12 protein-coding genes are annotated in these 13,138 nt (G+C 45.3%); 11 read left to right on the plus strand and 1 reads right to left on the minus strand.

Features of this window, described 5'->3' with window-relative positions; all coding sequences use genetic code 11:
• Positions 1-4 precede the first annotated feature (4 nt).
• The 8 genes from E7588_09940 (at position 5) to E7588_09975 (ending at position 10,289) form a co-directional block, all read left to right on the plus strand.
• Positions 5-1,273 carry a dihydroorotase gene (locus E7588_09940; protein MBE6689572.1) on the plus strand — a complete coding sequence of 423 codons (1,269 nt, stop codon included), beginning with the start codon at positions 5-7 and terminating at the stop codon, positions 1,271-1,273.
• 17 nt (positions 1,274-1,290) lie between these two features.
• Positions 1,291-2,019, plus strand: a complete 729-nt coding sequence (locus tag E7588_09945) for a dihydroorotate dehydrogenase electron transfer subunit (GenBank protein MBE6689573.1) — start codon at positions 1,291-1,293, stop codon at positions 2,017-2,019.
• Positions 2,004-2,909 carry a dihydroorotate dehydrogenase gene (locus tag E7588_09950; protein ID MBE6689574.1) on the plus strand — a complete coding sequence of 302 codons (906 nt, stop codon included), beginning with the start codon at positions 2,004-2,006 and terminating at the stop codon, positions 2,907-2,909. The genes E7588_09945 and E7588_09950 overlap by 16 nt, the downstream gene beginning before the upstream one ends.
• Before the next feature lie 3 nt (positions 2,910-2,912).
• Positions 2,913-5,657 (plus strand): hypothetical protein, encoded by a 2,745-nt coding sequence (locus E7588_09955; GenBank protein ID MBE6689575.1) that lies wholly within the window; start codon positions 2,913-2,915, stop codon positions 5,655-5,657.
• 10 nt (positions 5,658-5,667) lie between these two features.
• Complete coding sequence (gene pyrF / locus E7588_09960; protein ID MBE6689576.1) at positions 5,668-6,363, plus strand: orotidine-5'-phosphate decarboxylase; 696 nt, start codon at positions 5,668-5,670, stop codon at positions 6,361-6,363.
• A gap of 16 nt (positions 6,364-6,379) precedes the next feature.
• The gene (locus tag E7588_09965) at positions 6,380-7,012 is read left to right on the plus strand and encodes an orotate phosphoribosyltransferase (protein ID MBE6689577.1); all 633 of its coding nucleotides are present in this window, start codon (positions 6,380-6,382) and stop codon (positions 7,010-7,012) included.
• 172 nt (positions 7,013-7,184) lie between these two features.
• Positions 7,185-7,961, plus strand: a complete 777-nt coding sequence (locus E7588_09970) for an alpha/beta hydrolase (protein ID MBE6689578.1) — start codon at positions 7,185-7,187, stop codon at positions 7,959-7,961.
• 351 nt (positions 7,962-8,312) lie between these two features.
• A complete protein-coding gene (locus tag E7588_09975) occupies positions 8,313-10,289 on the plus strand; it encodes a hypothetical protein (GenBank protein MBE6689579.1) in 1,977 nt (658 codons plus the stop codon).
• A gap of 409 nt (positions 10,290-10,698) precedes the next feature.
• Here the strand turns inward: E7588_09975 and E7588_09980 are convergent, their stop codons facing one another.
• Entirely contained in the window at positions 10,699-11,088 is a 390-nt protein-coding gene (locus E7588_09980; GenBank protein MBE6689580.1) for a hypothetical protein, read from the minus strand.
• Positions 11,089-11,231: 143 nt separating this feature from the next.
• On the opposite strand from E7588_09980, the gene E7588_09985 reads away from it, so the two are divergent.
• The 3 genes from E7588_09985 to E7588_09995 all read left to right on the plus strand — a co-directional run bounded on the left by E7588_09985 (position 11,232) and on the right by E7588_09995 (position 13,024).
• Positions 11,232-11,597: a hypothetical protein gene (locus E7588_09985; protein ID MBE6689581.1), complete on the plus strand. Its 366-nt coding sequence runs from the start codon at positions 11,232-11,234 to the stop codon at positions 11,595-11,597.
• A gap of 158 nt (positions 11,598-11,755) precedes the next feature.
• Entirely contained in the window at positions 11,756-12,352 is a 597-nt protein-coding gene (locus tag E7588_09990; protein MBE6689582.1) for a recombinase family protein, read from the plus strand.
• Between the two features lie 216 nt (positions 12,353-12,568).
• Entirely contained in the window at positions 12,569-13,024 is a 456-nt protein-coding gene (locus tag E7588_09995; GenBank protein ID MBE6689583.1) for a DUF1273 family protein, read from the plus strand.
• The last annotated feature ends 114 nt before the right edge of the window (positions 13,025-13,138 follow it).

A 13,138-nucleotide genomic window follows, 5' to 3' on the forward strand; every position in this document is an offset into this window, starting at 1 on the left:
AAAAATGAATCAACTTATAAAGGGTGCAAATATATATTACCGCGGCGCGTTCAAAAGGCTGGACGTGCTTATTTGCGACGGAATCATCAGCGATATAGCTGACAGTATCTCTTTTTCGGACAACACCCAGATTATAAACTGTCCGGACTGCTTTATGTTCCCCGGTTTTGCGGACGTTCACGTCCACTTCCGCGAGCCGGGATTTTCTTATAAGGAAACCATCAAAAACGGCTCAATGTGTGCCGCAAAGGGCGGATATACCGCCGTATGTCTCATGCCTAACCTTATCCCCGCTCCCGATACCCCCGAGCACATACAGGAGCAGCTTGACATAATCGAAAGAGACGCGGTTATAAAATGCTATCCGTACAGCTCCATAACCGTTGGACGCAAGGGCAGAGGCGAGCTTGTGGATATGGAAAAAATGTCGCGTTATGCCGTGGCATTCACCGATGACGGCACCGGCATCCAGGAAAAAGAGCTGATGGACAAGGCAATGAAGCAGGCGGCTAAAAGAAAGCTTCTCATTGCCGCTCACTGCGAGGACGAAAGCCTGTTAAACGGCGGATATATCCATGACGGCGAATATGCAAGGCTTAACGGTCACAAGGGAATAAGCTCCGAAAGCGAATACGCTCAGGTCGACCGTGATATAAAAATCTGCGAAAAGTACGGCACGCGTTATCACGTCTGCCATATTTCCACTGCCGAAACGGTAGAGCTGGTGAGAAAAGCAAAGGCGAAGGGTCTTAATGTTTCCTGCGAAACGGGTCCCCACTATCTTACCATGTGCGATATGGACATTGAGAACGAGGGCAGATTCAAAATGAACCCGCCTATACGAAGCGCCTCTGACCGCGATGCGCTGGTGCAGGGCATCGTTGACGGCACAATAGAAATAATCGCCACCGACCACGCTCCCCACTCCAAAAATGAAAAGAGAGGCGGACTGCGCGAAAGCCTTATGGGTGTTGTGGGTCTTGAGACCGCATTTCCCGTTCTGTACACCGAGCTTGTAAAAAAGGGAATTATAACGCTTGAAAAGCTTGTTGAGCTTATGTCGGTAAACCCCAGAAAGCGCTTCGGGCTGGAAAGTGCCGAAATTGAAAAGGGTGCCGAGGCAAACCTGTGCATCTGGCGTCTGAGCAGTAAATATACCGTAAACTCCGAGGATTTTATATCTGCGGGCAAGGCAACTCCATTTGAGGGCAAAGAGGTGTACGGTCAGAATCTTATGACCATTCTTGGTAAAAACACCGTGTGGAAAAGATAAAGCCGAAAGGAAAGAATATGAGTAATTTTAAAATAATATCGCAAAGAAAGCTGTGCGATGCGGTATATGAAATGATACTCGAGGGTGACACCTCCAAAATCACCGTTCCGGGTCAGTTTGTAAATATAAAGCTTCCCGAATTTTATCTGCGCCGTCCCATTTCGGTGTGCGACGTGCAGGAAAACAGACTTACTCTTATCTATAAGGTGGTAGGTAAGGGAACCGAAAAAATGGCGGCTCTTGCCGACGGATACGAATTTGACGTACTGTGCGGACTGGGCAACGGCTTTGAGGTGAGAGACGAAAAAAGCTGTGTACTGGTAGGCGGCGGCGTAGGCGTTCCACCCATGTACCTGTTGTGCAAAAGACTTATTGAAAAGGGCATAAAACCCACTGTTGTAATGGGCTTTGCAAGCAAAAAGGACGTATTTTACGAGGACGAGTTCAAGGCGCTGGGTGTTGAAGTAAAAATCGCCACCAACGACGGAACATACGGCACAAAGGGCTTTGTCACCACTATTCTCGACGGCATGGATTTTAAAGCTCTGTACGCCTGCGGACCTATGCCCATGCTGAAAGCACTCACAAAATACGACGCACACTGTCAGTTAAGCCTGGAGGAACGCATGGGTTGCGGCTTCGGTGCCTGCATGGGCTGCTCCATACAGACCAAAAACGGCTACAAAAGGGTATGCAAGGACGGACCCGTATTCAACAAGGAGGAACTGTTATGGGATACGATTTAAGTGTTGAGCTTTCGGGTGTAAAGCTGGATAATCCCGTAATTCCCGCCAGCGGAACCTTCGGCTTCGGTGCGGAATTCAACGAATATTACGACATAAACATTCTGGGCTCTTTGTCCTTCAAGGGTACAACCAAGGAACCCCGCTTCGGCAACCCCACTCCCCGTATCGCCGAGACTCCGTCGGGTATGCTCAATGCGGTAGGACTGCAAAACCCCGGTATAGAGTCGGTTATAAAAAACGAGCTTCCCAAGCTGAGAAGCTTCTTCAAAAAGCCCATTATTGCCAATATTTCGGGCTTTTCCCCCGAGGAATATCTGTACTGCTGTGAAAAAATCGACAAAGAGGAGCAGGTTGCCATTATCGAGGTCAACGTAAGCTGTCCCAACGTCAAGCACGGCGGTATGAGCTTCGGAACAAGCCCCGAAAGCGTTGGTTTTATAACAAAGGAAATCAAAAAAGTCACCAAAAAGCCCATTTACATAAAGCTTTCCCCTAATGTTACCGACATTGTTTCCATCGCCAAGGCATGTGAGGATGCGGGCGCGGACGGCGTCAGCCTTATAAACACTCTTATGGGCATGAGAATTGACCTTAAAACCCGTAAGCCCATTATCAAAAATGTGACAGGTGGTCTTTCGGGTCCTGCGGTATTCCCCGTAGCGCTGAGAATGGTATATCAGGTTGCACACGCGGTATCAATTCCCGTTATCGGCATGGGCGGTATTTCAACTGCCGAGGATGTCATCGAAATGATGATGGCAGGTGCGGATGCAGTTCAGGTAGGCGCGGCAAATCTTGTCAATCCCTATGCCTGCAAGGAAATAATTGAGGACCTTCCCCGTGTCATGGAAAAGTACGGAATAAAATCTCTTAAGGAATTAAAAGGATAAAATATGCATTACACTTCATTTTCTCTGGGCGGAAGCTGGACAATGGACTACTCCCCCGAGGTATACAACAAAAAAACAGTTCCCGAATTTACAGGCGCACAAATCGAAAACGCCGTTCCCGGATACTGGGAGGATATGACCGAAAGGTTTCTTGAAACTCCCTTTTTCCGCAATTTTGTAATAAACCCCGAGTATGGCTTACAGCAGTACCCCATCGCAGACGGTGTGCCGGATATGGCGCTTCCCAACATTGTGGGCAACTTCTTCTACCGCCGTACATTTATCCGTCCCGACGCAAAGGGCGAAGCGGTAATTCACTTTGAGGGCGTACAGAACTCGGTTTCGGTATGGCTTAACGGCGAATTTCTTTCAAGACATGAGGGTTACAGCACACCCTTTGACATAAAAATCCCCGACGGAATTCTCACCGACGTCGAAAACACTCTTGTGCTGTCGGTATCCAATATTCGCCTTGAGGGCTATGCCGGCGAGCCGGTTTCGGGAATTACCTCCCGCGCCGCAAGCGAATGCACAGGCGGTATCACGGGTGAGGTGGAATTGAGATTTTACCAAAGCCCCCTGCGTGATGCGGCACTGCTGGTTTCAAGCGACCTTAAGGAAATAAACGTTCAGCTGGATTCGGTAAGCGATGCAAAGTACACCTGGCAGGTATTGAAAAACGGTAACGTTATAAAAAGCGGAGAGGCTGAGGGCAATTTCACCTTCGACACCCGCGGACTTGCCCGCTGGTCACCCGAATGCCCCGAGCTTTACACGCTGAAAATCGCCTGCGGAGACAGCGTTCTTGAAAGAAGCTTCGGTGTACGCCGTCTCACTGCGGACGGAACGCGTCTTTTGCTCAACGGCAAGGCCTGCTTCCTGCGCGGCGTAACCGAGCATTGCTACTATCCCGAAACCGTAAATCCCCCTCACGATATCATCCATTACAGAAATGTCATAAAGAACCTAAAAAAGCTGGGCTTTAACTTTATCCGCTTCCATACCTACATTCCCACCGAGGAATATATGCAGGCGGCAGACGAATTAGGTATGCTTCTGCACGTGGAAAGCCCCAACAACACAAGTCTTTGCGAGTGGCGCGAAATAGTTGATTTCTGCCGCCGCCACACCTCTGTTGTGATATACTGCTGCGGTAACGAATTGTATATAGACGATGCCTTTATCGACCATCTGCGCCTTTGCGCGGAAGAGGTTCACCAAAAGACCGATTCTCTGTTCAGCCCCATGAGCGCCATGCGCGGACTGGAATACTGCTGGGAATGGTCTGAGCTTGAGGACGAGGCAACAATTTACGAGCCCTTCACTCACAACCCCAGAAGACTTGCTCTCACAGGCGAATTCTGCGATATGTACAGCAGCTATGCACGCGGTCTTCTCAGCTACACCTCGCTGGATGCCGACCCCGAAAAGCTGGATGACTGGTCAAAAGTGTACAACAAGCCCCGTGTAAGCCATGAAATATGCATCGACGGTACCTACACCGACCTCAGCTTAAAGTCGCGTTATGAGGGCACACGCATCGGCAAAATCGATATGTTCAATTCCATTGAGCGCCATCTGCGCGACAAGGGATTGCTTCATAAAGCTCCGCTGTACTTCAAAAACTCCTGTGAATGGCAGAGAAGAGTGCGCAAATACTGCTTTGAAGCGGCACGCCGTTGTAATAAGCTTGCAGGCTTTGATTTTCTGGGTCCCATCGACACCCACTGGCATACCTTCGGCTACGATGTGGGCATGATGAATGAGTTTTACGAGCTCAAGCCGGGTGAAACGGTACGCAACGTACTGATGTACAACTCCGAAACAGTACTCCTCACCGACCTTGGTACAGATGTTAACTTCACAAGTGAGGGTACCCTGTCCTGCGGAATATATGTCTCCCACTTCGGCATAACACGTCTTGTGGACGCAAAACTTTCCATCCGACTGGAGCTTGACGGAAGGATAATTCACCGCAATACCGTTCAGATTACAAATGGCGGTGTGGGCGGTGTGTTCAAGCTTTACGACCTTTCCACCGCTCTGCCCAAGGTTTGGGTGCCCGGCGAACTGAAGCTTTGCGTTGAACTGGACGACTGGAACACTCACGCGGAAAACGAATGGGAGCTTTACATTTTCCCCGAAACCGAAACTCCCCACGCCCCCGAGCTTGTCATTTCGGACGGCATGAGCGCCGACGAGCTTGAAAAGGCACTTTGCGACGGCAAGGATGTGGTTATATTCGGCGGTACTCCTTTTGCAACACTGCCCACCTCTTTCCGCATATCTCTTGCGGGCAGAACCTCGGGTAATCTTGCCACGGTTATTGCCGACCATCCCGCTCTTGGCGGACTTCCCCATGAAGGCTTCTGCGGCTGGCAGTTCCGCAGACTTATGGAAGACGGCAGTGCGGTATGCTTTGAAAGCGACAATGTACCCTTTGACCCCATTATCGAGGTGGTTTCCACCCACAAATATGCCATCCGTCAGTCGGCACTGTTCGAATTCAGAGCGCTGAACGGAAGACTTCTGGTGTGCAGTTTTAACTTCTCCGACAGCGACCCTGCGGCAAAATGGCTGAAAAACAGACTTATCTCCTATGCCGCAAGCGACAGCTTTGACCCTGCAAACACCATTGATGCCGACGGCTTGAGGGCACTTATAAACGGCAAGGTCAAGAAAACCGCCGCAAATACCAATCTTGCCGCAAACCTCAACGACAAGACCATGAGAAGAAAGAAAAATTAAGGAGTAATATATGAAAGACGTTATTATTGCCTGCGACTTTGACAGCCGCGAAAAAACCATGAGCTTTCTCGAAAAATTCGAGGGCAAAAAGCCGTTTGTGAAAATCGGCATGGAGCTTTTCTACGCCGAGGGCAGAAGCCTTGTGGAGCAGATTAAAAACAGAGGTCACAAGATTTTCCTGGACCTCAAGCTTCACGACATTCCCACCACCGTTAAAAAGGCTATGTCGGTACTGAGTGCCATGGATGTGGACATAGTAAATCTCCACGCCGCAGGCACCTCCGCCATGATGAGTGCCGCTCTGGAGGGTCTTACCCGTCCCGACGGAACACGCCCTCTGCTTATTGCGGTAACCCAGCTCACCTCTACCTCGCAGGAGGTAATGACCAACGAGCTGTACATTGACCGCGACATTAATGAGGTGGTTGCAGGCTATGCCGCAAACGCAAAGAGCGCAGGTCTTGACGGTGTTGTATGTTCTCCTCTGGAGGCAGGTCTTGTAAAGGAGCGTTGCGGAAAGGAATTCCTTACCGTTACTCCCGGCATACGCTTTGCCGACGGTGATGTTGCCGACCAGAAGCGTGTTACCACCCCCGCAAAAGCGCGTGAGATAGGCACTGATTTCATCGTTGTGGGACGTCCCATCACCGCCGCCGACGACCCTGTTGCGGCATACGAAAGATGCATGAAGGAATTTGCATATTAATAAAGGAGTAAAAGCCATGAAAAATATTATTGCAAAAGATTTACTTTCCATCGGCGCGGTATTTCTGCGCCCCGAACAGCCCTTTACCTGGGCAAGCGGTATCAAAAGCCCCATTTACTGTGACAACCGTCTCACTCTCAGCGATGTTAATGTCAGAAAGGATGTCGAAAAAGGCCTGAGCGACCTTATCAAAGAACACTATCCCGATGCCGAAATACTTATGGGTACTGCTACCGCAGGTATTGCGCATGCGGCTATCTGTGCCGAAATTCTGGGTTTGCCCATGGGCTATGTACGCTCGGGAGCAAAGGATCACGGCAGAGCCAACCAGATTGAAGGCAAGCTTGAAAAGGGTCAGAAGGTGGTGGTTGTTGAAGACCTCATCTCCACAGGCGGAAGCGTTATCGAGTGTGTTGACGTACTGCGCGAGGCAGGCGCCGAGGTGCTGGGCGTTGTCAGCATTTTCACCTACGGCATGAAAAAGGGTCTTGTAAGACTGGAAGAAGCAAAGGTAAAGAACGTTTCTCTGTGCAATCTTGATGCTCTTCTTGAGGTTGCCGCCGAAAACGGCTACATCAAAACCGACGACATCGCGCGCATCAAAAAATTCCGCGACAATCCCTCGGACGAAAGCTGGATAGGTAAATAACAACTCAAGAGGCTGTCTGATCAGGCAAAAAATGTATAAAAAATGCAACTTGTAGGGGCTGATGCCCACATCAGCCCGAAAGCGGGTCGATGCAGGCATCGACCCCTACATTTTTTCATATTTATACAAACAATGTGTCTGATGAGACAGCACCTTCAACAAGAGGATTAATATGAAACACACATATACTTCCTACTACCTTGACTGTCCTTTGGTCAAAGGACGTGTTTTTGACGTGTTCGAGCCCAAGACCATCACAAAGGATGCGGCGCTTTTCATAGTCCACGGCGGCGGATGGCGTGCAGGAAGCCGCGAGTCCTTCCACGAAATAATGCAGGCCTTCAATGACCGCGGATATATAGTCGCCTCCACCGATTACCGCCTGTATGCAAAGGACGCCTTTGAGCAGATTTCCGACATCCGTCAGGCTTATGACCGCTTTGTCACTTTGCTGAAAGAGAAAAAAAGACCGCTTAAAATAGCTGTTTACGGTGAATCGGCAGGTGCCCACCTTGCATCCATGGTTATCTGCACTCAGCCCGACAGTGACACAGCACTTGAAAACGAATGGATAGTGCCCGCCATGGGTATTTTGCAGGCGACACCATATGATTTTCTGCCCCGTGAGTATATGATGAGCCAAACCTGGGCAATGTTCACAAGCATCGCGGGTGTGCCATACGAAACCCACCCCGAGATTTACGAGCGGTTATCCCTCAAAAACCATATAAACGAAAGCAATCCGCCCTTATTTTTTATGGAGGCGGAGTATGAAAACATGTTCCCGTCAGACCTGACACACGAGCTTTACGAGAAACACCTTTTATGGGGCATCCCCTCGCAATGGAAGGTGTACGAAAAAATGGAGCACGGCTTCTTTTACGAGCTCAGACGTCAAGCCCAGCTTGAAGCCTTTGAGGATATCTGTGAATTTATGGACAACAGGTAAGTACTGATGCAATTCGAAATTAATGTTGAAAACCGTGGATTTTCCCACGGTTTTTTCGTTAAAAAGGCTTTCACTCAAGTGTGGAAGGCTATTGAAGAAAAGACTTATCACCAAAAATGAAAATTATTAAATTTTGTATGAAAATTATATAATTTTCATTGACTTTTTATAGGAATTGTGCTATCATTATCATGTGCAATAAGAAGATTATAGAAGTAAGGGTACCCTTACTTCTTAATTCCCATGGGAATTAAGAATTTTTGATGTGAACACCCTACACCACGGGGTGATTACATATATAAAACGTGTTTCTGATACAAACACTTCAATAACTTGCAAGGAGACAAGAACATGAAAAAAGCAACCTTTTTACGCATTGCTGTTTTCGCTGTTGTTATATGCGCACTTCTTGTTGTAAGCGCTTTCGCAGACGATAACGCAAAAATCATCCGCTTTGACGGCACCGGCAATGTAGGCACCAACGCATCCGCCACTGCTACCGCAAACGGATATTTCCACATTGAAGCACCTGTTACAGGTGACAATCGAGTAACCATCACTGTAAACGAAGCCGAGCGCTTCACTTTGTACGAATACCCCTATTTCAAAATCAAGTACCGTACAAATTACCCCATGAGCAATCAGTTCTATTTTGATTCAAAATATCACTACTATATTGACTTAAGTGAGCTCGACGGCAAAAACTATAATCCCGTCACCAGCGACGGTTCATGGCAAACCTTTGAAGCAAACTACAAGGTTGATGCTCCCTTAGGCAAATTCAGCAACACCTACATCGCAAGCAACGGTTACCAAAGAACCGCCTGGGCTTCCAGCGGAAACGGTGCAACGGGCTTCCCCTCTGAAGAAACTCCCGTTACTGTTGACAAGATGTTGTTCCTTTCCCGCTCTGCCGCCGCCAACAATGTTGACTTCTTCATGGATGTTGAGTACATTGCTTTCTTTAAGACCGAAGAGGAAATGAAAGCATATGATGCTTACCTTGATGCAAAAATGATGCGTTTTGACGGACTTGGCAACAAGTTTACCAACTCCGCCAATACAACTGCTGTTGTCGATGAAGGATACACAGTAGGTAAAATTACACTTAACGAAGGCGAAACCAACTCCTATCCCACATTCTCAGATGATAACGGCAAGTTCAAGCTCAGCCAGTATCCTTATGCCGCTATACGCTTCAAGGCCGATTTCGACGTAACCAGCTCCGCAGGCTCTTATTTCTACATTGCCGACAACGCAATCATCGGTGGTCAAAACAAAATAGTAGGTCACATTCAGACCACCCTTAACACAAACATCGAAGCCGATAAGTACTACACCACCGAGCTGTACTACCCCAATGACGCAAGCACTGAGCCTGAAACCTATCTTTCCTCCGACAACAGAAGTAACAAAGTAACTCTTACCAACTACGATTATTATGCGAGTGTGAACGGCACCTCCCTTGAGGAAAAAACACTGCTGATGCACTTCCCCGGTGTTATTGACCCCGTTAACAACATTGTAAAAGAATTCAATGTTAATGGTTTCCACATTCAGTTCAAACACATCCCCGATGCAAACAGTGCTATGTACGTTGACTACATCGCTTACTTCGCCAACGAAGGCGATATGAAGGCTTATGTTAAAGACTACAACGATATCATTAAAGCAATAAAAGTCATCAGCGATGAAAACTACACTGCGGATATGCACCAAGCAATGGACAAAATGTATATCCAGAGCCAGCTCCGCGCAGCTATCCGCGAAGATATTGACGCAGATATTGACATCGGTGTAAAAATAACCGACTACACCCTTGGCGGCGATACTGCTTCCGCAAGCGTTACCCTGAAAAAAGGCGACGCAGTAAAAGTTACCGACATCACTATCGATGTAGAAGATGCAGGCAGATTTGACCTTAAAACTCTGGGTGCACAGGTTCGTGCAGATGCAGGCGACGGCAAGGGTCAGGGTCTGAGATTCGGTTTCACTCTTGACACCGCAAACGTTCCCGCAGGATGCACTATCGTTGAATACGGTGCTGTTATCGGCAAAGGCGGAAGCAAGCCTGTTATCGGTGATGCTGTAAACTATGCTGTTATCGCCTCCACCAAAGAAGGCTTCAAATCCAACGCCCAGGGCGGTATAACCTCCTATAATGCAGTTATTACCAACATCCCCGAAGGTCAGGAAGGCACTCAGGTTACCACCAGACCTTATGTTACCTACAAATTCGGCGGTGCTGACTACACCGTGTACGGCGAGGCTTTCACCCGCAGTGTAAACGAAGTTCTGCACAACGCAATTAACGGATGGGATAAATAACCAAACAAAAACAAAAAAGATGTGAGCTAGGGGTTGTATCCTTACAGATACAACCCCAGTTTTATTCGCCTTACGGCGAGTTGTATTGCTTCGCAGTTATATTCGGCTAAAAGCCGAGTGTTATTCGCTTTGCGAGTTTAGGAGCGAATAAAATATCACTAAAACCGAAAGGTTTTAATATCACTTTGCCGATAGGCAAAATAACACTGTGAGCCCTGTCTCACAATATCACTTGAAAAATAAACTAAAATTTTATATAATAGACCTAGAGGTGATTTTATGGGTTTGTTTGATATCTTTAAGAAAAAGATGTGAGCTAAACGTAGTGTCCTTAAGGATAGTAAAATTATACGCTTATTACAATATTAAAAAACAAATCAGACTACTGTTAAATAGTCTGATTTGTTTTTTATTCAACTATAAAAGCATTAGAAATACTTGTGAACGAAGACAAATTGAGTTTTCCTACTACAGTAATTTTTTTATATTTATCTAATTCTATAATATCTTCATTACTTAAGTACACTGTTATTGCATTTAACGGAAGTCCATTATACGTTTCATTTGCCATCGTAACAGATTTGTCGCTGATGTCATAAATTTTGGCTGTCCACTTTACAACTTTACCATTATAATTGTTTTTTGCTCTTGCTTCATTAGCAAGAAATTCGCTGTAAACATCACTCCAATTCAGTTCAATTGCATTTGCCAACATATCCTCTTTGCTAGCTGTTTTTCCACAAGCACAAAGACACATAATTAAAGAAATTAACAAAAACAGACTAATTGCTTTTTTCATTTTACTCACCTCCCTTTCCCTAAAATGGTAACTAAATAAAAAATGCGCCTACCGATGTTAAATGACGGTAAGGAAGACGGAAAAAACTTGTTATACAGCCGGATTGATATGATATTGTAGAATATAATATATCGGAGAAAATAATGAGAAATATTTATATCTACAAAAATGAAAGTCAGATTGCTAATTTCTTTGAAAACGCAGATGAAAAACTGAAACAGAAATTCAAAATTATTCTTATTTACATTTCTAACGAGAAAAATCTACTGTGCGAGCCTTATGTCAAGCACATTTCGATCGGCAGATATAGGCAACTTTACGAAATCCGTATGAAGGCATCCGGAAATATGGTGAGGGTGTTGTTTGTGAAACAAGAAAACAATATTGTACTTCTATATGCTTTTTACAAGCGAAATGGCAAAGATACGGAGAAGGCACTTGAAGTAGCGTTTAAGATACATAATAAAATGAAAGAAAAATGCGAAGTGGAGAAAATATTGGTTGCATAATGCTAGTTAAGAATAATTGTAAATAAGATGATAGGGATACTACTGTTTTTGATGGTAGTATCCCTTTTGTATTCTCCAAATTTGCTATTGTTTGTGGTTTTGAAAAATGGCTCAATGGTATAATATATTCATTGATTTTTATCCGGGAGGAAAAAACAGTGAGTATATACGGATACGTAAGAGTTTCGGCTGTAGACCAAAATGAAGCGAGACAACTGCTTGAAATGCAGCAATTAGGTCTAAAACCTGAAAACATTTTTATTGATAAGCAATCCGGCAAGGATTTTAACAGACCTGAATATATCAGGCTAACAAAGTTGCTGAAGAAAGGAGATTTACTGTATATAAAAGCCATAGATAGACTCGGCAGAAATTACAAGGAAATTCATGACCAATGGCGAATTATTACTAAAGAAATGGAGGTTGATGTGGTGGTTATAGATATGCCTTTACTTGATACAAGAGTATACAAGGATTTGATGGGCACATTCATTGCCGACCTTGTTCTTCAGGTGCTTTCGTTTGTTGCTCAGAATGAGCGTGAAAATATAAAGAAACGCCAAGAGGAGGGCATAAAAGCTGCTAAGCTACGAGGTGTAGTATTTGGACGTCCCGTGAAAGTTCCACCCGATGATTTTGCACACATTGTCGGCAGATGGGAAAGCGGTCATATTTCGGCACAGGATGCAGCACGGCTTAGTGATATGAGTATAGCCACATTTTATAGGCGTCTTCGAGAGTTTCGTGGACGATAAAAACGCTATCAAAAGGTACACATTTTGATAGCGTTATTTTTTTGCAAATTTTGGGGTTCAAGGGGCTGAAATCCCTTGAATTTACTTGATTATTATATCAAAAATCCCGATTTTTGTCAACGAAATCAACCTATAATTTACAAAAGCGTAAATTTACAGGTTTTATCAATTAGTGTACCTTTTGGTAAACCTATATGGAGGTGAGGACATTCAGGGATGAATAAAACGAAAATACGATGTACTTTTGCCGGACACGGCGAGATTCATAACTCAAATCTTGTTGAGGCAATAAAAACTACGGCAAAAGAATTGATTACCGAATACGGTGTCAATGAATTCTGGGTAGGTCACTACGGTGATTTCGATCATTATGCAGCAAAAGCTGTACGGGAACTGAAGCAGGAGTATGACATAGAGCTTGTTCTTGTAATTCCGTATCTTACAAAAGAAATCGAAGAATACAAGGAAGAATACTATAGAAACTTCGATGCAGTACTTATGGCGGATATCCCGGAAAAGACACCAAAAAAACTAAAGATTATAAAAGCAAATCAATATATGGTCAACGAGTCAGAATTTTTGATTTGCTATGTAAAAAACTCTTGGGGAGGTGCTGCAAAGACTTTAGAATACGCAAAGCAAAAGAAAAAGAATATTTGTAATTTAGCATAACTATCAAATCATTGACAGCTCATATTGTGTGATAAAGTTTAGAATTGTGGATATGGTAAAATATATACACAGATTATTCTGTAAAATCAAAACAAAGGAGTTGTCAAACAATGA

The sequence above is a fragment of the Oscillospiraceae bacterium genome (genome assembly GCA_015065085.1).
Taxonomy (GTDB): Bacteria; Bacillota; Clostridia; order Oscillospirales; family SIG627; genus SIG627.

Bases quoted from the DNA above. Each gene is read 5' to 3' on its own strand.
- E7588_09940 (MBE6689572.1), top strand. From the start codon at position 5: ATGAATCAACTTATAAAGGGTGCAAATATATATTACCGCGGCGCGTTC.
- E7588_09945 (MBE6689573.1), top strand. From the start codon at position 1,291: ATGAGTAATTTTAAAATAATATCGCAAAGAAAGCTGTGCGATGCGGTA.
- E7588_09950 (MBE6689574.1), top strand. From the start codon at position 2,004: ATGGGATACGATTTAAGTGTTGAGCTTTCGGGTGTAAAGCTGGATAAT.
- E7588_09955 (MBE6689575.1), top strand. From the start codon at position 2,913: ATGCATTACACTTCATTTTCTCTGGGCGGAAGCTGGACAATGGACTAC.
- pyrF (MBE6689576.1), top strand. From the start codon at position 5,668: ATGAAAGACGTTATTATTGCCTGCGACTTTGACAGCCGCGAAAAAACC.
- E7588_09965 (MBE6689577.1), top strand. From the start codon at position 6,380: ATGAAAAATATTATTGCAAAAGATTTACTTTCCATCGGCGCGGTATTT.
- E7588_09970 (MBE6689578.1), top strand. From the start codon at position 7,185: ATGAAACACACATATACTTCCTACTACCTTGACTGTCCTTTGGTCAAA.
- E7588_09975 (MBE6689579.1), top strand. From the start codon at position 8,313: ATGAAAAAAGCAACCTTTTTACGCATTGCTGTTTTCGCTGTTGTTATA.
- E7588_09980 (MBE6689580.1), bottom strand. From the start codon at position 11,088: ATGAAAAAAGCAATTAGTCTGTTTTTGTTAATTTCTTTAATTATGTGT.
- E7588_09985 (MBE6689581.1), top strand. From the start codon at position 11,232: ATGAGAAATATTTATATCTACAAAAATGAAAGTCAGATTGCTAATTTC.
- E7588_09995 (MBE6689583.1), top strand. From the start codon at position 12,569: ATGAATAAAACGAAAATACGATGTACTTTTGCCGGACACGGCGAGATT.